19 protein-coding genes are annotated in these 21,472 nt (G+C 71.5%); 5 read left to right on the top strand and 14 right to left on the bottom strand.

Annotated elements, in window-relative coordinates; translation table 11 throughout:
- Positions 1-18 precede the first annotated feature (18 nt).
- The 6 genes from CRP49_RS26275 to CRP49_RS26300 are packed head-to-tail and all read right to left on the bottom strand — an operon-like array spanning position 19 to position 6,548.
- A complete protein-coding gene (locus CRP49_RS26275; protein ID WP_097255615.1) occupies positions 19-1,338 on the bottom strand; it encodes an amidohydrolase in 1,320 nt (439 codons plus the stop codon).
- Complete coding sequence (locus CRP49_RS26280) at positions 1,335-2,087, bottom strand: purine-nucleoside phosphorylase (RefSeq protein WP_097255616.1); 753 nt, start codon at positions 2,085-2,087, stop codon at positions 1,335-1,337. Before CRP49_RS26280 ends, CRP49_RS26275 begins: the two co-directional genes overlap by 4 nt.
- A complete protein-coding gene (locus CRP49_RS26285) occupies positions 2,084-2,953 on the bottom strand; it encodes an ABC transporter permease (protein WP_097255617.1) in 870 nt (289 codons plus the stop codon). The genes CRP49_RS26280 and CRP49_RS26285 overlap by 4 nt, the downstream gene beginning before the upstream one ends.
- A complete protein-coding gene (locus CRP49_RS26290; protein WP_097255618.1) occupies positions 2,953-3,993 on the bottom strand; it encodes an ABC transporter permease in 1,041 nt (346 codons plus the stop codon). Before CRP49_RS26290 ends, CRP49_RS26285 begins: the two co-directional genes overlap by 1 nt.
- Position 3,994: 1 nt before the next feature.
- The gene (locus tag CRP49_RS26295) at positions 3,995-5,515 is read right to left on the bottom strand and encodes an ABC transporter ATP-binding protein (RefSeq protein WP_097255619.1); all 1,521 of its coding nucleotides are present in this window, start codon (positions 5,513-5,515) and stop codon (positions 3,995-3,997) included.
- Complete coding sequence (locus tag CRP49_RS26300) at positions 5,496-6,548, bottom strand: BMP family ABC transporter substrate-binding protein (protein WP_097255620.1); 1,053 nt, start codon at positions 6,546-6,548, stop codon at positions 5,496-5,498. The genes CRP49_RS26295 and CRP49_RS26300 overlap by 20 nt, the downstream gene beginning before the upstream one ends.
- Before the next feature lie 333 nt (positions 6,549-6,881).
- Between CRP49_RS26300 and mtnA the strand changes: the two genes are divergently transcribed.
- Positions 6,882-7,913: an S-methyl-5-thioribose-1-phosphate isomerase gene (gene mtnA, locus CRP49_RS26305; protein ID WP_097255621.1), complete on the top strand. Its 1,032-nt coding sequence runs from the start codon at positions 6,882-6,884 to the stop codon at positions 7,911-7,913.
- A gap of 62 nt (positions 7,914-7,975) precedes the next feature.
- On the opposite strand, the gene CRP49_RS26310 is transcribed toward mtnA, so the two are convergent.
- From CRP49_RS26310 to CRP49_RS26325, 4 genes are all read right to left on the bottom strand, one after another.
- Positions 7,976-8,428, bottom strand: coding sequence for a phospholipase (locus CRP49_RS26310; protein WP_097255622.1), 453 nt, complete (start codon positions 8,426-8,428; stop codon positions 7,976-7,978).
- A gap of 93 nt (positions 8,429-8,521) precedes the next feature.
- Complete coding sequence (mtnB, locus tag CRP49_RS26315) at positions 8,522-9,130, bottom strand: methylthioribulose 1-phosphate dehydratase (RefSeq protein ID WP_097255623.1); 609 nt, start codon at positions 9,128-9,130, stop codon at positions 8,522-8,524.
- A complete protein-coding gene (gene mtnC / locus CRP49_RS26320; protein ID WP_097255624.1) occupies positions 9,127-9,846 on the bottom strand; it encodes an acireductone synthase in 720 nt (239 codons plus the stop codon). Before mtnC ends, mtnB begins: the two co-directional genes overlap by 4 nt.
- Positions 9,843-10,442: an acireductone dioxygenase gene (locus CRP49_RS26325; RefSeq protein WP_097255625.1), complete on the bottom strand. Its 600-nt coding sequence runs from the start codon at positions 10,440-10,442 to the stop codon at positions 9,843-9,845. The genes mtnC and CRP49_RS26325 overlap by 4 nt, the downstream gene beginning before the upstream one ends.
- Positions 10,443-10,965: 523 nt before the next feature.
- Here CRP49_RS26325 and CRP49_RS26330 point away from each other — a divergent pair.
- Genes CRP49_RS26330 through mtnK form a run of 4 tightly spaced genes read left to right on the top strand, consistent with a single transcriptional unit; the run spans position 10,966 to position 15,846 of the window.
- A complete protein-coding gene (locus CRP49_RS26330; protein ID WP_097255626.1) occupies positions 10,966-12,063 on the top strand; it encodes a substrate-binding domain-containing protein in 1,098 nt (365 codons plus the stop codon).
- Entirely contained in the window at positions 12,050-13,573 is a 1,524-nt protein-coding gene (locus CRP49_RS26335) for a sugar ABC transporter ATP-binding protein (RefSeq protein WP_097255627.1), read from the top strand. The genes CRP49_RS26330 and CRP49_RS26335 overlap by 14 nt, the downstream gene beginning before the upstream one ends.
- Before the next feature lie 38 nt (positions 13,574-13,611).
- Positions 13,612-14,658 (top strand): ABC transporter permease, encoded by a 1,047-nt coding sequence (locus tag CRP49_RS26340; protein ID WP_097255628.1) that lies wholly within the window; start codon positions 13,612-13,614, stop codon positions 14,656-14,658.
- A gap of 15 nt (positions 14,659-14,673) precedes the next feature.
- Entirely contained in the window at positions 14,674-15,846 is a 1,173-nt protein-coding gene (gene mtnK, locus CRP49_RS26345) for an S-methyl-5-thioribose kinase (RefSeq protein WP_097255629.1), read from the top strand.
- Between the two features lie 149 nt (positions 15,847-15,995).
- On the opposite strand, the gene CRP49_RS26350 is transcribed toward mtnK, so the two are convergent.
- The 4 genes from CRP49_RS26350 to CRP49_RS26365 form a co-directional block, all read right to left on the bottom strand.
- Entirely contained in the window at positions 15,996-17,612 is a 1,617-nt protein-coding gene (locus CRP49_RS26350) for a glycerol-3-phosphate dehydrogenase/oxidase (protein ID WP_094216811.1), read from the bottom strand.
- Positions 17,613-17,659: 47 nt separating this feature from the next.
- Positions 17,660-19,198: a glycerol kinase GlpK gene (gene glpK / locus CRP49_RS26355; RefSeq protein ID WP_097255630.1), complete on the bottom strand. Its 1,539-nt coding sequence runs from the start codon at positions 19,196-19,198 to the stop codon at positions 17,660-17,662.
- Positions 19,199-19,267: 69 nt separating this feature from the next.
- Complete coding sequence (locus CRP49_RS26360) at positions 19,268-20,062, bottom strand: MIP/aquaporin family protein (protein ID WP_097255631.1); 795 nt, start codon at positions 20,060-20,062, stop codon at positions 19,268-19,270.
- A gap of 366 nt (positions 20,063-20,428) precedes the next feature.
- The gene (locus tag CRP49_RS26365) at positions 20,429-21,193 is read right to left on the bottom strand and encodes an IclR family transcriptional regulator (protein WP_097255632.1); all 765 of its coding nucleotides are present in this window, start codon (positions 21,191-21,193) and stop codon (positions 20,429-20,431) included.
- Positions 21,194-21,472: the final 279 nt, after the last annotated feature.

The raw sequence follows: 21,472 nt of genomic DNA on the forward strand, positions 1-21,472 counted from the left end.
ATCGGATGTCTCAGCACATTATGCGGGCACCACCTGCGGCTGTTCGGGTGAGAGCGCGAACGCGTCCAGCACCGCCCGCTCGTCCAGCGTGGTCAGCCGCCGGTCCCGCATCAGCACCCGGCCGTCGACCACCGTGTCCCGTACGTCCGCCGCGTGCGCGGCGTAGGCGAGCGTCGACCAGGGGTCGTGCGCCGGCCGCAGATGCGGCGCGTCCAGGTCGAGCACGATCAGGTCGGCCCGCTTGCCCGCCTCCAGCGAGCCCAGGTGCTCCCCGAGGCCCAGCGCCCGCGCACCCTCCAGCGTCGCCATCCGTACGGCCTGCTCGGCGCCGACCGCCGTCGGGTCGCCGCCCGCCTTGTGCACCAGCGCCGCCTGCCGCACCGCGCCCAGCACGTCCAGCGTGTTGGAGCTGACCGCCCCGTCCGTGCCCAGCCCCACGGTCACGCCCGCGCTCAGCAGCCGGGGCACCGGGGCGATCCCGCAGCCCAGCTTCAGGTTCGAGACCGGGCAGTGGGCGACCGCCGTACCGGTACGGGCCAGCGCGGCGATCTCCGGTCCCGTCAGGTCGACGGCGTGCGCGAGCAGCACATCGGGTCCGAGCAGCCCGAGCGAGTCGAGGAGTTCCACGGGCCGCTTGCCGTACCGCACCTCGACGGTGGCGACCTCGGTGGCGTTCTCCGCGGCGTGGATGTGGATCAGCGCGCCGAACTCCCTGGCCAGGGCGAAGGCTTCGGTGAGCTGGCCGGGGGAGAGGGTGTAGGCGGAGTGCGCGAAGAGCACCGGACGGTGGCCGGGCCGGGCCGGTCCGCGCGCCTCCAGGTCCCGTCGCGCCCACGCGAGCCGGTCCTCGTACGCGATGCCGTCGGCCGGTTCCGGTACGTCCATGAAGGTCGGCCCGGTGTGCAGCCGCCAGCCCGCCTCCCGGGCGGTCCGCTCGGCCGCCTCGTGGAACCAGTACATGTCCAGCGCCGAGGTCACCCCGGCCCGGACGCTCTCGGCGACGGCCAGCCGTACGGCCGCCGTCACGTTCTCCGGCGACAGCAGTTCGGCCTCCCACCTGAGCACCCGTTCCAGGAAGCCCTGCAGCGTGACGTCGTCGGCGCGGCCGCGCAGCAGGGTCATCGCGAGGTGGGTGTGGGTGTTGACGAGGCCGGGCAGGACGAGACAGCCCGCGGCGTCGATGGACTCGTTCGCCGTGAACCTCGTACCCAGCTCCTCGGCGGGTCCGACGGCGACGATCTCCCCTCCATGTACGGCGACCGCCCCGTCCCGTACGACGGTTCCGGCGTCGTCCACGGTCAGGACGTCACCGCCGTGGACCAGCAGGTCGATGTTCACGCCCAGGTCCCCTCGGCCAGCAGCCGCAGTGCCTCCAGGGACACCACCGCACCCCGCTCGACGCCCGCCGCGACGACCTCCCGGTGCGGGTTGTAGCCACCGGTCGCCTCCGCGTCGACCAGTTCGTCGGCGTTGGCCCCGTCCACGACGACCACCCCGCCCGCGACGAGCCCGCGCAGCGAGGCCGTGACCAGCAGCGCGGACAGCTCCATCTCGATGGCGGCGAGCCCGGCACCCTCGTACGAGAACAGCGGGATCAGCCCCGGCTGGAAGGCCGCCCGCGTCCACACGATCCCCCGGTGGTGCGGGGCACCCGCCTCCCGCGCGGCCCGCTGGAGCGCGAACACCGCCTCGGGCGAGGAGTACGCCGGATACTCCGGCGGCAGCAGCTGGTGGGTGACCCCGTCGTCCCGTACGGCCGCCTCGGCGATGACGAGGTCGCCGTCGGCGATCCCCGGCCTCATCGCACCCGCCGTACCGAACCGCAGGAAGGCCCGCACGCCGGCGTCGGCCAGCTCCTGGAACAGCAGGATCGCGCCCGGCGCCCCCACCCCGTGCGAGGCGACGACCACCGGCAGGCCCTTCCAGCTGCCGCTGAACACCCGGTACTCGCGGTGGTACGACACCTCCTCGGCGCCGTCCAGCAGCGCGGCCACGGCCGCCGCCCGGGCCGGATCCCCGACCACGAGCGCGTGCGCCGGAAGCCCCGTGCGCGGTATGCGGGTGATGGGCAGCAGATCCTGCGTCATGCGGCGACTCCGGAGGTAGAGGTACGGCGGCGACGGCGGCGGGCCGTCGAGAGGAACAGGGCGGCGAGCGTGACGACGTACGGCGCCGCGTCGGTCGCCTGCTGCGGCAGGCCCACGCCCTGGAGGCGGAAGCCGGCCGCCTCGGCGAGGCCGAACAGCAGCGCGGCGAGCAGCACCCCGAGCGGGGCGGCACGTCCCAGCATGACCGCGACGACGGCGATCCAGCCCCGGCCCGCCGTCATGTTCTCGGAGAACAAGGTGACGTTCCCCAGGGCGAGTTGGGCCCCGGCGAGTCCGCACAGCACCCCGGAGACCAGGACGGCACCGTACTTGTACTTGGCCGGGCTCACCCCGAGGGTGGCCGCCGCGTCCGGGGCCTCGCCGACCCCGCGCAGCCTGAGCCCCCACACGTGCCGCGACAGCAGCACCGCCGCCACCGCGACCGCCGCCCACGCCAGATAGGCGAGCGGGGTGAAGCCGCCGACCAGCGGCAGCCCGGCCAGCGACGGGTCGTCGAAGGTGCCCTGCACCCCGAACACCGTCCGCAGCAGGAAGCTGGTCAGGCCGACGGCCAGCAGGTTCATGGCGATGCCCAGCACGACCGCGTCGCCGCGCAGAGTCACGGCGCCCACCGCGAGGATCAGCGAGTACGCGGCCGCGGCGAGGGCCGCGGCGAGCACACCGAGCCAGGGGCTGCCGGTGAACCAGCTGGTGGCCACCGAGGTGAAGCAGCCGAGCAGCATCATGCCCTCGAGCCCGATGTTGAACACGCCCGCCCGCTCGCACAGGGCGCCGCCCAGCGCGGCCAGCAGGATCGGGGTCAGCGCGCGCAGCGCCGACATCAGCAGGTCGGAGTCGAGGAACATCAGACCGCCTCCTTTCTCCTGCGCCACAACCGGCTCGGGAAGCGCACCCGGGCCGCCAGGAACACGATCACGATCGCCTGCAGCACCTGGGTCAGCTCGCGCGGCACCTCCGTGGTCCGCTCCATCGCGAGCCCGCCGACCTGGAGCACGGCGAAGAACAGCGAGGCGATCACCGTGCCCAGCGGAGCGGCGGCGGCCAGCAGCGCGGCCGTCAGACCTGTCCAGGTGTAGCCGGGCGCGGTCAGCGAGCCGTCGACGAAGCGGTACGGGAAGCTCAACACCCCGATGGCGCCGACCAGTCCGGACAGCGCACCCGAGACCGCCATCAACTTCAGCGTCAGGCCCCGGCGTTCGATGCCCGCGTAGGCGGAGAAGCGCGGGTTGAGCCCGGTCATCCGGATCTCGTAGCCGAACGCCGTGCGCCGGTCGGTGAACCAGTAGCCGGCCGCCGCGAGCAGCACCAGGACCAGCCCGACCGTGACCGTCGAGTCACCGAAGGCGGGCAGTGCCACGCCCTCGGGCAGCGCGCGGGTCTGGGGGAGGCTGGAGCCGGGCTCCTTGAGCGGGTAGCGGGCCAGGTAGGAGGCGAGGGAGACCGCCGGGTAGCTCAGCAGCAGGCTGCTGACCAGCAGCGGGACCCCGAGGTGGTTCTCGCACAGGGCGGCCAGCGCGGCGTACGCGGCCCCGGCCGCCATCCCGGCGAGCAGCGCCAGGGCGACGACGAGCGGGGCGGGCAGCGGGACGTACAGTCCGGTCACGGCCGCGGTGATGCCGCCGAGCACCAGCTGCCCGTCGCCGCCCAGGTTGATCAGCCCGGCGCGCAGCGGGATCGCCAGGGCGAGGGCCATGCCGAGCACGCTGGTGCCGGTGCTCAGCGTGGAGCCGATGCCGTCGGCGCCGAGCGCGCCGGTCAGCACGGCCTGGTACGCCGTGACCGGGTCTGCGCCCGTGCCGAGCAGGAACAGCGCGCCGATGACGACGCCCGCGAGCACGGAGAAGGTGACGGGGGAGCGCAGGGCTCCCGATATCCGGTTGTTCATGTCAGTCCACGGCCTCCACCGGCGCGGTTCCGCCGGCCATCGCGAGGCCCAGCGACCGCTCGTCGGCCTCGTCCTTCGGGTACGTCGCCGTGATCCGGCCCTCGTACATGACCAGCACCCGGTCCGCCAGGCCCCGGATCTCGCTCAGCTCGGCCGAGACGAGCAGGACCGCGTGACCGGCGTCGCGGTAGGCGATCAGCTGGTCGTGGATGTTCTGGACGGCGCCGATGTCGACTCCGCGGGTCGGCTGCTCCACCAGCAGCAGCGGTGCCTCGTGCGCGAGTTCGCGGCCGATCAGCAGCTTCTGCAGGTTGCCGCCGGACAGCGCCGAGGCGGGCACCTCCTCGGTCGCGGCCTTGATGCCGAACCGCTCGACCAGCCGGCGCGCATGGGCGCGGACGGCGGCGGGCGACAGCAGGCCGCGGGAGGAGAGGGACGTACGGTGGTGGCCCATCGCGAGGTTGTCCGCGACCGACGCCGCCGGCGCCGTACCGACCGCATGGCGGTCCTCGGGGACGTACGCGAGCCCGTGTGCGCGGCGCTCGGTGGCGGAGGCGTGCGTGATGTCCCGCCCCCGCAGGGCGACCCGTCCCGCGGTGACCGGCCGCAGTCCGGCCAGGGCCTCGACCAGTTCGCTCTGCCCGTTGCCCGCGACGCCCGCGATGCCGACGATCTCCCCGGCGCGCACGGCGAGTTCGAGGTCCCGTACGCCGTCGGTGGCCAGGCCCGTCACGTCGAGCACCACGTCACCCGGGGTGCCCGGGGCGTGAACGCGGTCCAGCTCGACCGCGCGGCCGGTCATCGCGGCCGCGATCTCGTCGGCCGTCGTCTCCACCGTGACCAGCCGGGCCACCACCCGGCCGTCGCGCAGCACGGTCACCCGGTCGCTGCCCTCCAGCACCTCGCGCAGCTTGTGCGTGACGAGGATCACCGTACGGCCCTGTGCGGCCAGGGACTTGAGCACCGCGAACAGCGCGTCGGCCTCGGCGGGCGTGAGCACGGCGGTCGGCTCGTCGAGGATGAGGGTGCGCGCGCCCCGGTGCAGCAGCTTCAGGATCTCCACCCGCTGGCGCAGGCCCACGGGCAGGTCGCCGACCCGGGCGTCCGGATCGACGGCGAGCCCGTGCTCCTCGGCCAGCTCGCGCACCCGGCGCCGGGCGGCGGCCCGGTCAACCAGGCCGAAGCGGCGCGGCTCGGCGGCGTACACCACGTTCTCGGCGACGGTCAGCGAGTCGAACAGCTTGAAGTTCTGGTGGACCATGCCGAGTCCGGCGGCCATGGCGCCGGCCGGACCGGCGAAGGACACCACGCGCCCGTCGACGCGGATCGTCCCGGCGTCGGGGCGCTCCATGCCGTAGAGCACCGACATGAGCGTGGACTTGCCCGCGCCGTTCTCACCCATCAGAGCGTGGATCTCACCGGCCGAGACGGTCAGGTCGACGGAGTCGTTGGCGAGCGTGCCGGGGAACCGCTTGGTGATTCCCCGCAGCTCGACCGCCGGTTCAGCTTGCGGCGGGGTCATCGACCTTCAGCTTCCCGGCCACGATCTGGTCGCGCAGCGCCTTGACCTTCTCCAGGACGTCCTTGTGCTGGGCGATCACGCACTGGGACGAGTCGACGCCCGCCTCCAGACCGGTGAGGCTGATGCCGCCCTCCTTCAGGCCGTACGACACGGTCGTGCCGGCCTTGCCGCCGAGCACCGCGTCGATGCCCTTCTGCACGGCGACGTCCGTACGCTTGATCACGTTGTCGACGACCGTGCCGGGGGCGGAGGGGCACTGGTTGACGTCGACGCCGTACGCGAAGGCGCCCTTGGCCTTCGCCGCCTCGAAGACGCCGTAGTTGCCTGCCGCCGCGGCCGCCATGAGCTGGTCGGTGCCCTTGGCGAGCAGCGAGTCGGCCTGCTCCTTGGCGCGGGCCGAGTCGTCGAACGGGGACTGGCCGCCGACGAAGCGGGTGGCCGTCTGCGTCTTGGCGGCGACCTGCTCGGCGCCGGCCGCGAACGGGTCGCTGTAGCGGCGGAACTGGGGCGTGTCCAGCACGTCCACCGCGCCGACCTTGCCGGACTTGCTGAGCAGGCCCGCCTCGGCGCCGGCGAGGTAGACACCCTCGTGCTCACGGAAGACCGCGCAACTGACGTTGGCGAAGGTCTTGGTGGTGCAGGCGTCGATCATCAGGAACCGCTGCTTCGGGTGCGCCTTGGCCTGCTGGGCGACCAGGTCCGCGAACTCGAAGCCGACGAGCACGATCACGTCCGGCTCCGCCTCGACGGCGGCCTGCACGTTCTGCTGCTGCGAGGCGGTGTCGGTGGACTCGTACACCTTCTGCGTGCCGTCGTGCGCCTTGGCCGCTTCCTTGATGCCGGTGACCGCGAGCTTGAGGAACTCGTTCTGGCCGACGGCGTCCGGGGTGACCAGCGTGAACGACGTGCCGCTGCCGCTCTTGCCGCTCGCCGAGGTGTCGTTCTTGGCGGCGGCGTTGCAGGCGGTGGCGGCGGTGGCCAGGATCGCGGTGGCGGCGGCGAGGCGCAGGGCGCGGCGGTGTCTGCGGTGCATGAGGACCTTCCGGGGATGCTTCCGGGATACGGGAAGGCGCGCTCCGCCGTTGGAGCGCGTGAGGGTGAAGGGGAAGAAGGACGCTGAGGGTGGGACGGGTCAGCGTCGACAGCCGTCGCCGGCGCAGCGGCCGAAGTCGAGGAAGCGGCGTTTGGTGAGCAGCACGCGTCCTCCTTCGCCGTCTCGCCCAGCGGAATGCGGGTGTTGGCCTGCGGAATGCAGGTGCTGGACTGTAACACCCGTCTCCAGCCACCCGTCATACCGTCTCGAACTGTGGTTCTACGAGGTCATGTACGGTGGCGGACACCATCGGAACATCAGGAGTGTCCCGTTATGTCCCAGGAACTGCGTGCCGTCGACTGGACCGGTACCGGTATCGCACTCATCGACCAGACCCTGCTTCCGCACCGCACCGAGACGCTGCATGTCCGCGATGTGGACACCCTGGTCGACGCGATCCAGCGGCTCGTGGTGCGCGGCGCGCCCGCGATCGGGGCGGCGGGCGCCTACGGCGTCGCCCTGGCGCTGCTCCAGGGCGAGCGCGAGGACTGGACGGACGGCGAGATCCTGCGGGCCATCTCCCGGGTACGCGAGGCGCGTCCGACCGCCGTCAACCTGATGGTCTGCGTGGACCGGGTCACGGCCCGCCTCCCCGAAGGCCTGGACGCGGTGCTGGCGGAGGCCGCGGCGGTCCAGCGGGAGGACGTCGAGGCCAACCGCGCGATGGGCGCGTACGGCGCCGACTGGCTGCTGAAGAAGGCCGACCAGGACCGCCCGCTGCGGATCCTGACCCACTGCAACACGGGCGCGCTGGCGACGGCGGGCTGGGGCACGGCACTCGGGGTGATACGCGAACTGCACGCCCGCGGCCGCCTGGAGGTCGTGTACGCCGACGAGACGCGGCCCCTGCTCCAGGGTTCCCGGCTCACCGCCTGGGAGCTGGTCCAGGAGGGCATACCGCACTACGTCCAGGCCGACGGCGCCGCCGCCGGCACGATCCTGCGGGGCGAGGTGGACGCGGCGATCGTCGGCGCCGACCGCATAGCGGCCAACGGGGACACCGCGAACAAGGTCGGCACCGTGGGCGTCGCCCTGGCCTGCGCGGACGCCGGGATCCCGTTCCTGGTGGCGGCGCCCACGACCACGGTGGACCTGGCGACGGCCACCGGCGACGACATCCACATCGAACTGCGCGGCGAGGACGAGGTGCTGGAGTGGGCGGGCGTGCGGACGGCTCCCGCCGGGTCCCGCGGCCACAACCCCGCGTTCGACGTCACGCCGGGGCGCCTGGTGACCGGTCTGGTGACCGAGCGGGGTGTGCTCGAGGTGTCGGCGGGCGAACTGCCCGGCGAGCGGCTGCGCTGACCCGCGGCCCGGGCCGGGTGGCGACGACGTACCGCCCCGGCCCGCGCGCCTGCGTCGGCTCGTCAGCCGAAGGCCTTGACGGCCTGGTAGTACGTCCACGCCGTGCTGGTGCAGGCGGTCTTCGTCGCCCCGCTGTAGGTGGCGCACACCCGCTTGAGGTCCTCGTACAGGGCGCTGTCCAGACGCGCCTTGTTGGCGCTGAACGTGCCGGCCGCCTTGTAGTTGCGGTAGCCGAAGTCGTGCCGGGCACAGGACATTTTGAAGGGGAAGCCGAGCGGGTTGTCCGGCGAGTCGGAGCAGTAGTCGGTCGACCAGTCGAAGCCGTAGGACGCCCAGGCCGACTGGTCGGCGCGCGCGGCGGCCCAGGCGTTGTAGCTGGACGCGGTGGTCTGGGTGAAGTTGGAAAGTACCTGGGGCTTGTCGGCCGGAGCCGCGGTGGCCGCGGTGGCGGTGGCGGTGACGGTGATCAGGGCCAGGGCCACGGCGGCGAGGCCGGTGGCGAGTCTGCGGTGCATCCCACACCTCCATGAGACCTGCGATCCGCCCGTCGGATCGCAGGTTCATGACCATGGAGGTGGCGGCTATGCCCCGCCTCTACCGCCTCTTTCTCACCGCTGCGTCAGCTCCAACTCCAGCAGCCACTCGACCACTTCGGTGTGATGCCGGGCCTGCCGGGGGTTCTCGCCCCACACGTACAGCCCGTGTCCGGCCACGACCACGGCCGGCATCCGCGGGTCGCGCGCGGCCTCCAGCCGGTCGCCGAGTTCCTTCATGTCCTGGCTGTTGGCGATGACCGGCAGGGTCACCTCGACGTCGTGGGCGGGCTGGCCGACGCCCTTGAGCATCTCCAGGTCCCGGAAGACGATCCCGCCCGGCTCCCGGCGGCCCATCGCCACCGACGCCACGGTGTGCACGTGCACGACCGCGCCGGCTCCCGTCAACGCGGCCACCCGGGCGTGCAGTTCGGCCTCCGCCGACGGCCTGCCGCCCCGCACCGCGGCGCCCTGCCCGTCCACCAGCACCACGTCGGCCGGCGTCAGCTCGCCCTTGTCGTGGCCGCTCGCGGTCACCGCGAGCCGCAGCGGGTCGCGGGACAGCACCACGGACAGGTTGCCCGAGGTGCCCCGCATCCAGCCGAAGGAGGCGAAACGGGCGGACTCGGCGGCGAGAGACGCCCCCGCCTTCTCCAGGTCGAGTGCGCTGATGTCGGCGGTCACGTGGTGCTCCTCGAAACGTTGATCTCGTCGAACGTCCCCGCCTGCGCGTGGTCGCCGACGCCCTGCTCGTAGTACGGCTCTCCGGGCCGCCGGATCCCGACGGTCCGCCAGCCCGCCGCCCGGGCCGCGTCCAGCTCCCCGGGACGGTCGGACAGGAAAAGGAGGCGGCCCGGCTCGACGCCGGTCGCCGAGGCGATACGCCGGTACGACTCCGGCTCCTGCTTGGGCCCCGCGTTCTCGGTGTCGTACAGGCCGGAGACCAGCGGCAGCAGGTCCCCCTCGGGTGTCGAGGAGAACCACGCCCGCTGGGCCGCCACCGACCCGGACGAGTAGACGTACAGCCGCAGCCCCGCCGAGTGCCAGGCCCGCAGCGCCGGTACGACGTCCTCGTAGAAGTGCGAGACGAGGTCGCCGCGCGCGAAACCCTCGGACCAGATGACGCCCTGCAGCGTCTTCAGCGGGGTCGCCTTGCGGTCCTCGTCCAGCCAGGCGTTCAGTGTCTTCTCGACCTGTACGGCGTCGGCGTCAGCATCGCCCGTCAGCTCCCGCACCTGCGCCACTGCCCGCGCCACCTCCGGGTCGCCCGCGCGCTCGGTGAGCAGTGCGGCGAAACGGGAGCGCGAGTACGGGTACAGCACGTCGACGACGAATCCCGTGGCGCTCGTGGTGCCCTCGATGTCGAGCACCACGGCGTCCACGTCGAAGTGCTGTGTCACGCGGCGCTCTTGTCCTGCTCGTACCCGGCGGCGATGGTGTCGTAGTCCGGGAAGCGGGAGGCGATGGCCGAGCCGGTGAAGTTGCCGATCCAGCCGTCCTCCTCGTGGAAGAAGCGGATCGCGGTGAACGACGGCTGCGTGCCCATGTCGAACCAGTGCGTGGTGCCGCGCGGCACGCCCAGCAGGTCGCCCTTCTCGCAGAAGACGGCGTGGACCTCGCCGTTCACGTGCAGATAGAAGATGCCGGAACCGGAGACGAAGAAGCGGACCTCGTCATCGTCGTCGTGCGTGTGCTCCTGCAGGAACTTCTCGCGCGCGGCCTTCGCCTTCACCGGGTACTCGGGGTCCTCGCTGGGGTGCAGGCCCAGGACGTCGACGGTGGTGAAGCCCTCCTCGGCGTTGAGCCGGTCGATCTCCGGGCCGTACGCGGCGAACACGGTCTCGCTGTCGGCATCGGCCGGCACGTCCTCGCGGATCGGCCACTGCTCGTAGCGCACACCGAGCGGCCTGAGCGCCTCGGCGATCTCGGCCGGGTCGGCGGTGCGCCGGACCACGGTGTCGGGGCCGGACTCGGGCCAGGTCGTCAGCAGGGTCATGGGAGCAACTCCAGGAGAAGGAAGGGGTGTCCGGATAACGAGACAAGCACCGGACGGGAGGGGGAGGAAGAGGGCGTGTCGGCGAACAGCGGTTCAGCCGCGACAGCGCGCGCCCGTACAGCGCCGCATGCGGGGCATGCGCAGCGCTTTGGCGCGGGGTGTCGTCATCAGGGCCTCACTGTGCCGGGTCGGATGCCGGTCCCGCGATCGTAACTCCCGGCCTGCCGCCGACCCAGTGTGACGAGGTTGTTGTTTCAAATACTGAGAATCCATGTCAACGCCTTTGACGATTGGCTGGAAACGTTCCCATGATCTGAGCATGAAGACGCCGCTGCTCGTGCGGCGGCTGTACGTGGACCTGCTCCGGTCGACCACGGCCAGCTGTCGCTGACCTCCTCCGGAGCATCACACCGCCCGTTCTGCGGCGGGTATTCCGCCACGCCGACGTGGCGCCGCTTCCTCCTTCCCTGCTCCGGGTCGCGCATCCCTTCCCCCTCTCCGCCCTCCGCACCCTGGAGCCCTCATGCCCCGCGCCCGCCTTTCCCTCGCCGCGCTCTCGCTGGCCTCCGTCTCCGCCCTCCTCCTCTCCGCCTGCTCGCAGTCCTCCGACGCCTCGCGGCAGACCGGCGACACCACGGCCTCCGCCTCGGCCGCCACCGGCAAGAAGCCCGCCCCCTTCAGCAAGGGCCCGGTCAAGGTCGCCCTGGTCCGGCAGAGCGGCGCCGGCGACTACTTCGAGCAGTGGGGCAACGGCGCCAAGGCCCAGGCCAAGGCCCTCGGCATCGACCTCACCGTGTACGACGCCCAGGCCGACAACGCCAAGCAGGCCACGGACCTGTCGAGCGCCATCAACTCCGGCGCGCAGGCGATCGTCATCGACCACGGCTTCCCGGCCACCCTGAAGTCGCAGATCGACCAGGCCGTCAAGAAGGGCATCAAGGTCGTCGTCTACGACCTCGACGTCGACAACGAGTCCGTCGTGCACACGGAACAGGACGACGCGAGCATGGCCCAGGCCGTCCTCGACGTGATGGCCAAGGAGGTCGGCAGAAACGCCCAGGTCGGCTACGTCAACGTGGCCGGCTACGCGGCCCTCGACGCCCGCGACAAGGTCTGGACGAAGGAGGTCGCCGCCCAGGGCTGGAAGCAGCGTTTCAAGGTCGGCAAGGTGACCGACTCCACGGCCACCGACAACGTTCCCCTCGTCTCCGCCGCACTCACCCAGCACTCCGACGTGACCGGCGTCTTCGCGCCCTACGACGAGCTGGCCAAGGGCACGGTCCTCGCGGTGCAGAACAAGAAGCTCCAGGGCAGGGTGAAGGTGTTCGGCGCCGACGTCTCCAACGCCGACATCCAGAACATGACCGCCAAGGACAGCCCCTGGACCGCCACCGCCGGCACCGACCCGTCCGCCGTGGGCGCCGCCGTCGTCCGTACCGCCGCCCTCGAACTGGCGGGCCAACTGCACCAGTCCTCCGTCGAGTTCCCCGCCGTCGCCATCACCCAGGACTTCCTGCGCGAGAAGAAGATCCAGAACATGGACCAGCTGCGGGCCGCCCTGCCCGCACTGAACCTCTCCCAGGTCAGCACCGCGGACTGGATCCCCAATGTCGCCCACTGACGTGACCCCTGCGGTCGGCCTCCGGGACGTCGGCATGGCCTTCGGCGGGAAGACGGTGCTCGCCTCCGTGTCCCTCGACATCGCACCGGGCAGCGTGGTCGCGCTGCTCGGCGCGAACGGCGCCGGCAAGTCCACGCTGATCAAGATCCTGTCCGGCGTGCACCCCGGCCACGGCGGCGAGGTTCTGGTCGACGGCTCCCCGGCCGCGCTCCAGTCGCCCCTCGCCGCCCGCCGGCTCGGCATCCAGACGGTGCATCAGCGCATCGGCGAGGGCGTGGTGCCCGGACTCACGGTCGCCGAGAACCTGGTCTTCGAGGAACTCGCCCAGCAGCGCGGCAACCCGTTCCTGAACGGCCGCCGCGTCCTGGCCCGCGCCCGGGAGATCCAGGCCGCGCTCGGCCTGGACTGGAGCGACACCGTCCTGAAGCGGGACGTCACCGAACTCGGCATCTCCGACCGGCAACTGCTGATCCTCGCCCGCGCCCTGGCCACCCGCCCACGGCTCCTCATCTTGGACGAGCCGACCTCGGCCCTGTCCGCCGCCGAGGCGGAGCGCCTGTTCGCACTGGTCGAGCGGATGCGTGACGACGGCATCGCCGTCCTCTACGTCTCCCACCGCCTCGGCGAGATCGAGGCGCTCGCCGACCGGCTGGTCGTCCTGCGGGACGGCCGTCTCACCGAGGACCAGGCCAGGCCCTTCGACTGGGACGCGGCCCTGCGCGCCATGCTGGCCCAGGCCGAGGAGGCCCGGACCGCCCGCCCGGTGCGCGAAGGGGAACAGGGCGAGGCCGTCCTCTCCCTGCGGGGCGTACGGCTCTTCGACGACCGGACACCCCTCGACCTCGACCTGCGCGCTGGCGAAGTCACCGGCGTCGTCGGCCTGCTGGGCGCGGGCAAGACCGAGCTGGCGCGCGGGCTGTTCGGCGCCGAGCCGTTCCGCACCGGCACCCTCGAACTGGACGGCAGGCCGTACGCGCCCCGCCGCCCCGTCGACGCCATCCGCGCCGGCGTCCATCTGGTCCCCGAGGACCGGCACACCGACGCGCTGGTCCCCGGCTGGTCGGTGGCGCGGAACATCTCGCTGCCCTTCCTCAAGTCCGTCTCCCGGGCGGGGCTGGTGAGCCACTCCCGCGAGGACGCGCTGGGCCGCGCCACCATCGACGCCCTCGGTGTCGTCACGCGCGACGAGCACAGCGCCGTCGAGGAGCTGTCCGGCGGCAACCAGCAGAAGGTCGTCGTCGGCCGCTGGCTCGCCGAGACCCCGCGCGTCCTCGTCCTGGACGAGCCGTTCCGAGGCGTGGACATCGGCGCCCGCCGGGACATCGGCCGCCGGGCCCGCGCCCTGGCCGCCGAGGGCGCCGCCGTGCTCGTCCTGTCCGCCGACGTCGACGAGGTGCTGGAGGTCGCCGACCGGGTCGTCGTCCTCGCGGCCGGCGAGGTCCGCCTCGACGCGTACGGCGAGGACGCACAGCGTGACCGCGTCATCCAGACCATCGCCGTGTCCGTCTGAGCCCCCGTGACACCGGCCGCCGAAGGAAGCAGCACGCCATGACCAGCACCCAGAGCACCGAGGCCCCGGCCAAGTCGGCGACCCCGCCCACCGCCGCCACCGCCCTGCGCGTCCAGAACGCCGTCATCAAGTACGGCTTCATCTTCGTGACGGTCGCGCTGTTCCTGTACTTCGCGCTGAGCGAGGGCTCGTTCCGCGAGTCGGCGACGCTCCTCGACACGTTGAGATACGTCTCCGTCGCCGCGATCCTCGGCCTCGGCGTCACCCTCACCATGGCCGTCGGCGGAATGGACATGTCCGTCGGCGCGGTCGCCGGACTCGGTGTCTCGGTCGCCGCCCAGACGATGGTGATCTACAACCAGATCGGCACGGTCGCGATCCTCGCGGTGCTGGCGGCGGGCGCCCTGGCCGGGCTGCTCAACGCACTCCTCATCGTCGTCCTGAAGATCCCCGACATGCTCGCCACCCTCGGCACCATGTTCGTGATCCAGGGCAGCAAACTCATCCTGGTCGACGGCCAGTCCATCACCCCCGGCATGACCCGCTCCGACGGCACCACCGCCCCGGGCCGCTTCACCGAGGGCTTCCTGCGCATCGACCGGGGCACGGTTCTCGGCATCCCCGTCCCGGTGCTGATCTTCGGCGGGCTCACCGTCGCCGCCTGGGTCTTCCTCGCCCGTACCCGCTGGGGCCGGGTGCTGTACGCCATCGGCGCCAACCCCGAGGCCGCCCGCCTCGCGGGCATCCGCGTCGGCGCGTACCGGGCCCTGGCGTACGTCGTCTCCGGCGTCCTCGCCTCCGTCGGCGGCCTGATCCTGGCCGCCCGGATCGGACAGGGCGATGTCTCCGCCGGCACCTCCCAGCTGCTGGAGGCGGTCGCGGTGGCCCTCGTCGGCACGTCGGTGCTCGGCCGGGGCCGCCCCAACGTCTGGGGTACGGCCCTCGGAGCCGTCCTCATCGGCATCATCACCACCGGCCTGACCATCAAGGGCCTGCCGTACTACACCCAGGACGTCGTCGAGGGAGCCGTGCTCATCCTCGCCCTGGTCTTCAGCTTCACCCTGTCCAAGCGCCGCACCGCATAAGGGAGTTCACAGCCGATGGGCTACCGCATCCTGGAGACCGACGACATCCCCGGCTACCTGCGCGAGCGGGGCCACTGGGAGGACGGGACCGACATCCACGTCCGCGAGGTCTCCGACGGCAACGTCAACCGCGTCTTCCTCGCCTCGAACGGCACCGGCACCCGCGGCCTCGCCCTCAAGCAGGCGCTGCCCTGGGTCCGGGTGGCCGGCCCCTCCTGGCCGCTGAGCCCCGACCGCTCCGACGCGGAGGCCCGGGCGTACGCCCAGCTGGCCAAGGTGGCCCCGGACGAGATCCCGGCGATCCACGGCTACGACGCCGAGAACCACGCCCTCGTCATGGAGGACCTCTCCGACCTGGAGGTGCTGCGCACGGTCCTGAACGAGGGCGCCGCGTACGGCCCGCACACCTCGCCGGGCATCGGCCGACTGGTCGCCCGGCTCTCCTTCGCCACCAGCGACTTCGGCCTGCCGTCGGCCGAACGCAAGGCCCTGATCGCGGCCTCGGTCAACCCCGAGCTGTGCAGGATCACCGAGGACGTCGTCCTCTCCGAGCCGTACGTCGAGCACGAGCACAACCACTGGCACCCGGGCCTGGACGACCTGGCGGCCTCCTTCCGCGCCGACGCCCGCCTGCGCACCGAGGTCGCCGACCTCCGCCACACCTTCATGACCAGCGCGCAGGCCCTCCTCCACGGCGACCTGCACACCGGCAGCGTCATGGTCGGCGAACGCGCGGGTGCCCCGGTGGTCCGGGTCTTCGACCCCGAGTTCTCCTTCGTCGGCCCCATCGGCTTCGACCTCGGCCTGTACTGGGCCAACACGCTGGTGTCGGAGCAGCGCGCCCGCGCCCTCGGCACCCTCACCGACCACGGCGACCAACTCCGCCTCTCCTGGGAGGCGTTCGAGACGGAGTTCCGCCGGCTGTGGCCCACCCGCGTCGACACCTTCTTCGACGACGCCCACCTGGACCGCTTCCTGCGCCGCGTCTGGAGCGAGTCCCTCGGCTACGCGGGCACCGAGATCGTCCGCCGCATCATCGGCTACGCCCACCTGACCGACCTGACGACCCTCCCGGACCCGGTCCCGGCGTCCCGGCGGGCGCTGCTGCTGGGCCGCGAACTGATCGTCGGCCGCGCCCAGTTGCCCGACGTGGACGCCGTACGCGCGGTCGCGGGGTCGCTCGGCTGATCTCCGCCACCCCCACTGACATCCGCGCACGCGAAAGGGACGGCTCCGTCGGCGTGGAGCCGCCCCTCTCGCTGCTCCGGCTCCTCGTGCGGGAGGAGCCGTCCCTCATCCGTTCCGGCCCCGGTCAGGGGGGAGGGGCCGGCCGGGACCTACTTCTTGTCGAGCAGGTCCTGGACCTTGTCGCGGACCTCGTCCGTGGCCAGGCCCCGGATGGTCAGCGTGGTGCGGCGGCGCAGCACGTCGTCGGCCGTCTCGGCCCACTCGTGGTCGCGGGCCCACACGACCTGCGCCCAGATCTCCGGGGCGTCCGGGTGGACGCGCTCGGCCAGCTCCGGGCTCTCGTTCGCCATACGGGCGATGTCGAAGGCCAGCGAGCCGTAGTGGGTGGCCAGGTGCTTGGCGGTGTCGGCGGCCATGCGCGGGCCGGGCGCCGGGTGGTCCACCAGGAGACGGTGGGCGACCGCGCGCGGGTTGGCGACACCGGGCAGCGGAAGCTTCTTCGGCAGCGAGGAGATCGGCTCGAAGTCGTCGCCGAGCGGGTGGCCCGGCAGCGCCTCCAGCTTCTGCATCACCGTGCGGCCGATGTGCCGGAAGGTGGTCCACTTGCCGCCCGCGACCGACAGCATGCCGGCCTTGCCCTCGGTGACGACGGTCTCGCGCTTGGCCTTGGCCGTGTCACCGGGGCCGCCCGGCAGCACGCGCAGGCCGGCGAAGGCGTAGGTGATCAGGTCGCGCTGCAGCTGCTGGTCGCGGACCGAGAACGCGGCCTCGTCCAGGATCTGGGCGATGTCCTTCTCGGTGACCGCGACGTCCGCCGGGTCGCCCTCGTACTCCTCGTCGGTGGTGCCGAGCAGCAGCATGTCCTCCCAGGGGAGGGCGAAGGTGATGCGGTACTTGTCGATGGGGGTCGCCAGCGCGGCCTTCCAGGGGGAGGTGCGCTTGAGGACCAGGTGGGCGCCCTTGGACAGGCGGATGGACGGCGCCGCGTTCGGGTCCTCCATCCGGCGCAGGTGGTCGACCCAGGGGCCGGTCGCGTTCAGCACCAGGCGGGCGTTGACCCCGAACTCCGCGCCGGATATGCGGTCCCGGAGGTCGGCACCGGTGACCCGGCCCTTGGTGAAGCGCAGGCCGGTGACCTCGGCGTGGTTGAGGACGACCGCGCCCGACTCGACGGCCGCGCGGACCGTCATCAGCGCCATGCGCGCGTCGTTCATCTGGTCGTCGCCGTACACGGCCACGGCCTTGAGGTTCTCGGTGCGCAGCTCGGGCACGTCCTGCGCCGCCTTGGCGGGGGAGAGCAGGTGGCCCACGCCGTCACCGAACGCGGAGAGCGCGGAGTAGGCGAAGACGCCCGCGCCGAGCTTCGCCGCGCCGTGCGGCCCGCCCTTGTACACCGGGAGGTAGAAGGTGAGCGGGTTCGCCAGGTGGGGGGCCACCTGGCGGGAGACCGCACGGCGCTCGAAGTGGTTCTCCGCCACCAGCTTCACCGCGCCGGTCTGCAGGTAGCGCAGACCGCCGTGGAGCAGCTTGGAGGAGGCGGAGGAGGTGGCGCCGGCGAAGTCGCCGGCGTCGACCAGCGCCACCCTGAGCCCGGACTGCGCGGCGTGCCAGGCGGTGGAGATGCCCAGGATGCCGCCGCCGATCACAAGAAGGTCGTACGACGCCTTGGAGAGCTGCTCCCTGGTCTCGGCCCGGCTCGGGTTGGAGCCGGAGGCCGGGTGCGTCCCCAGGGCGGGCACGGACTGCAGGGTGGGCTGACTGGTCATTTCGGGTTCTTACTCCTAGTCAGAGTTGGCTGGGCGGTCCGGGCCGCTCAGTCCTCGTCCTCGATCCAGCCCATGGTCCGCTCGACGGCCTTGAGCCAGTTCTTGTACTCACGGTCGCGGATGTCCGCGTCCATCTGGGGGGTCCACTCGGCGGCCCGGCGCCAGTTGGCGCGCAGTTCGTCGGTGCTGGACCAGAAGCCGACGGCGAGACCGGCGGCGTAGGCGGCGCCGAGGCAGGTGGTCTCGGCGACCATCGGGCGCACCACCGGTGCGTCCAGGACGTCCGAGAGCGTCTGCATCAGCAGGTTGTTGGAGGTCATGCCGCCGTCGACCTTCAGGGCCACCAGCTCGTCGCCGGAGTCCTTGACCATCGCGTCGGCGATCTCCCGGGTCTGCCAGGCGGTCGCCTCCAGGACCGCACGGGCGAGGTGCGCCTTGGTGACGTACCGGGTCAGGCCGGCGATCACACCGCGGGCGTCGGAGCGCCAGTGCGGAGCGAACAGACCGGAGAAGGCCGGTACGAAGTAGGCGCCGCCGTTGTCCTCGACCGAGAGCGCGAGCGTCTCGATCTCGGCCGCGGTGGAGATCAGGCCCATCTGGTCCCGCATCCACTGCACCAGCGAGCCGGTGACGGCGATCGAGCCCTCGAGGGCGTACACGGTCGGCTGGTCGCCGATCTTGTAGCCGACCGTGGTCAGCAGGCCCGCGTAGGAGTTGATGATCTTGTCACCGGTGTTCATCACCATGAAGGTGCCGGTGCCGTAGGTGGACTTGGTCTCGCCCTCGGAGAAGCAGGTCTGGCCGAACAGGGCCGCCTGCTGGTCGCCGAGCGCGGAGGCGACCGGGATGCCGCCGAGCAGGTCGCCCAGCTTGCCGCCGGTGACCTTGCCGTAGACCTCGGCGGAGGAGCGGATCTCCGGCAGGATCGCCAGCGGGACACCGATGGACTCGGCGATCTTCTCGTCCCACTGCATGGTGTGCAGGTTCATCAGCATGGTGCGGGAGGCGTTGGTCACGTCGGTGACGTGGTGGCCGCCGTTGACACCGCCGGTCAGGTTCCAGATGACCCAGGTGTCCATGGTGCCGAAGAGGATGTCGCCCGCCTCGGCGCGCTCCCGGAGGCCCTCGACGTTGTCGAGCAGCCAGCGGGCCTTGGGGCCGGAGAAGTACGAGGCCAGCGGGAGGCCGGTCTCACGGCGGAAGCGGTCCTGGCCGACGTTGCGCCCGAGCTCCCTGCACAGGGCGTCGGTGCGGGTGTCCTGCCAGACCAGGGCGTTGTGGACGGGCTCACCGGTGTTCTTGTCCCACAGCACGGTGGTCTCGCGCTGGTTGGTGATGCCGATGGCCTTGATGTCGTCGCGGGTGATGCCGGCCTTCTGGATGGCTCCGGCGACGACCTCCTGGACGTTGGTCCAGATCTCGTTGGCGTTGTGCTCGACCCAGCCCGGCTTCGGGAAGATCTGCTCGTGCTCCTTCTGGTCGACGGAGACGATCCGGCCGTCCTTGTCGAAGACGATGCAGCGCGAGGAAGTCGTGCCCTGGTCGATGGCCGCGATGAACGGGCCTGCGGTGTGGGCGTCGGTCACTGTGTGCTCCTGAAAGATCCGTGGTGATGAAGCTGTACGTACGGCGCGTGCTGGAAGACTCGGTGCTTCTTAAGCAAAGGCGACGTTGTAGATGCCTGCAGCGATAGCGGCGCCGATCAGCGGACCGACCACCGGGATCCAGGCGTAGCTCCAGTCGGAGCCGCCCTTGTTGGGCAGGGGCAGGAGGGCGTGCACGATGCGCGGACCGAGGTCACGGGCGGGGTTGATGGCGTAGCCGGTCGGGCCGCCGAGCGAGAGGCCGATGCCGACGACCACCAGCGCGGTGATCAGGGCGCCGATGGTGCCGAGACCGTTGCCCTTGTCGTTCAGGCCCTGCGTGAGGACGGCGAGCACCAGCACCACGGTGCCGATGATCTCCGTGAGGAGGTTCTGCACCGCGTTCCGGATCTCCGGACCGGTGGAGAAGATGCCGAGGACCGGGCCTGCGCCCGTCTCCTGGGCCTCGACGGCCTTGGCCTCCGTGGCCTGCGCACCCGGACCGCCGACGATCTCCTTGTCGGTGAGGTGCGCGTGGAACTGGCCGTAGTAGGCGACCCAGACCAGGGTGGCGCCGATCATGGCGCCGAGCAGCTGGCCGCCCCAGTAGACGGGCAGGTTGCTGAAGTCCTTGTCCTTGATCGCGAGCGCGAGCGTCACGGCCGGGTTCAGGTGGGCGCCGGAGAGCGGCGCCGAGGTGTAAACGGCCGTCAGAACGGCGAAACCCCACCCGAAGGTGATGGCGAGCCAACCGGCGTTACGGGCCTTGGAGGCCTTCAGCGTCACGGCGGCGCAGACGCCGCCACCGAGCAGGATGAGTATGGCGGTACCGATGGTCTCGCCGATGAAGATGTCGGAGCTGGACACCCGCGACTCCTTTGTCCTTCGTCCAGGGAAGCCGAACCCCGGGTCCCACCGGGGGTTCTGGCGCCCTCGGGGGTGAGAGCGATTCCGGCCCTTGGCGTTGTCACACTCTAGCGCGTATTGCCGGTAGGTGTTCGACAATGCCGACCGATGGACGGGAGTCTTGCTTCGGCGTTACGCATGCGTCAAGGGTTCTGTTATCGAAAACAGGATCGTTATTGATCGCTGTTGGTTATCGCTCTTCGTGCGCTGACGTACCTTCTCGCCATATATGTCCATTTCAGGGTATGGCGAGAACCGGAACGCCGCCTTGCGTCCCGGTCGTCCCCGTGGGGTTATCCGCTGGTCAGCGGCGGATCGCCTGCCCGCTCAGAACCGCCCCGCGCCCAGGTCGCGGGAGACCGCGCGGGCACAGTCCCGTACCGCCGCGATCAGCTCGGGGCGCAATGCGCCGTCCTGGCCCAGCCGTTCCACGGCGCCCGTGATACCGACCGCGCCCACGGGCATCCGTCGCCGGTCGTGGATGGGTGCGGCGACCGAGGCCACGCCCTCCCAGGTCTCCTCCACGTCCGACGCGTACCCACGCGCGCGCGTGAGGTCGAGGATGTGCTCGAAGTCCGCCAGCTCGCACACCGTGCGGTCCGTGAAGGGCTTGCGGTCGGCCTCCAGGGCCTCACTGTGCGCGACCGGGTCGTAGGCCGACAGCACCTTGCCCAGTGCCGTGGAGTGCAGCGGCTGCATGGCCCCTATCTCCAGCACCTGCCGGCTGTCGTCGGGCCGGAAGACGTGGTGCACGATCAGTACGCCCTGCTGGTGCAGGACGCCCAGATACACGCTCTCCCCGCTGGCGCGGGCCAGGTCGTCGGTCCACACCAGGGCCCGCGCGCGCAGCTCGTGCACGTCGAGGTAGGTGGTGCCCAGCCGCAGCAGCTCGGCGCCCAGCTGGTAGCGCCCGGAGACGTCGTCCTGTTCGACGAAGCCCTCCTGCTGGAGGGTGCGCAGGATGCCGTGGGCGGTGCCCTTGGCGAGGCCCAGCGACGAGGCGATGTCCGACAGGCCTAGTCGTCGCTCGCCGCCCGCGAGCAGCCGCAGCATCGCGGCCGCCCGTTCGAGCGACTGGATGTTCCGTGCCATCGCCGTCCTGCCCTCCGTCCCTTTCGACCGTCCCGAACAGCATCGAAGACACCGTTCGGCAATGTCGAACACTACCGGTCCATGTCGGCCTCCCGCTAATGGTCGGCCGACACCTGTTACATCTGCCGTGGCCTGCACGTGGCGCCCCGGCCATCCGGGCTCGGCCACTCGAGTCCGCCTCGTGGACGCCGCTGCCCATCCAAGCCCACTCCCGGTTACTCTGACGCCGTGCCCCTTGCCCGGTCCCGCCGGGCAAACCGCATAGCCGACAGCCGTCGC

Source organism: Streptomyces sp. Ag109_G2-15, assembly GCF_900215565.1.
GTDB classification, from domain to species: Bacteria; Actinomycetota; Actinomycetes; order Streptomycetales; family Streptomycetaceae; genus Streptomyces; species Streptomyces diastatochromogenes.

Coding starts and splice junctions, on each gene's coding strand:
- CRP49_RS26280 (WP_097255616.1), bottom strand. CDS start 2,087: ATGACGCAGGATCTGCTGCCCATCACCCGCATACCGCGCACGGGGCTT.
- CRP49_RS26285 (WP_097255617.1), bottom strand. CDS start 2,953: ATGTTCCTCGACTCCGACCTGCTGATGTCGGCGCTGCGCGCGCTGACC.
- CRP49_RS26290 (WP_097255618.1), bottom strand. CDS start 3,993: ATGAACAACCGGATATCGGGAGCCCTGCGCTCCCCCGTCACCTTCTCC.
- CRP49_RS26295 (WP_097255619.1), bottom strand. CDS start 5,515: ATGACCCCGCCGCAAGCTGAACCGGCGGTCGAGCTGCGGGGAATCACC.
- CRP49_RS26300 (WP_097255620.1), bottom strand. CDS start 6,548: ATGCACCGCAGACACCGCCGCGCCCTGCGCCTCGCCGCCGCCACCGCG.
- mtnA (WP_097255621.1), top strand. CDS start 6,882: ATGTCCCAGGAACTGCGTGCCGTCGACTGGACCGGTACCGGTATCGCA.
- CRP49_RS26310 (WP_097255622.1), bottom strand. CDS start 8,428: ATGCACCGCAGACTCGCCACCGGCCTCGCCGCCGTGGCCCTGGCCCTG.
- CRP49_RS26325 (WP_097255625.1), bottom strand. CDS start 10,442: ATGACCCTGCTGACGACCTGGCCCGAGTCCGGCCCCGACACCGTGGTC.
- CRP49_RS26330 (WP_097255626.1), top strand. CDS start 10,966: ATGCCCCGCGCCCGCCTTTCCCTCGCCGCGCTCTCGCTGGCCTCCGTC.
- CRP49_RS26335 (WP_097255627.1), top strand. CDS start 12,050: ATGTCGCCCACTGACGTGACCCCTGCGGTCGGCCTCCGGGACGTCGGC.
- CRP49_RS26340 (WP_097255628.1), top strand. CDS start 13,612: ATGACCAGCACCCAGAGCACCGAGGCCCCGGCCAAGTCGGCGACCCCG.
- mtnK (WP_097255629.1), top strand. CDS start 14,674: ATGGGCTACCGCATCCTGGAGACCGACGACATCCCCGGCTACCTGCGC.
- CRP49_RS26350 (WP_094216811.1), bottom strand. CDS start 17,612: ATGACCAGTCAGCCCACCCTGCAGTCCGTGCCCGCCCTGGGGACGCAC.
- CRP49_RS26365 (WP_097255632.1), bottom strand. CDS start 21,193: ATGGCACGGAACATCCAGTCGCTCGAACGGGCGGCCGCGATGCTGCGG.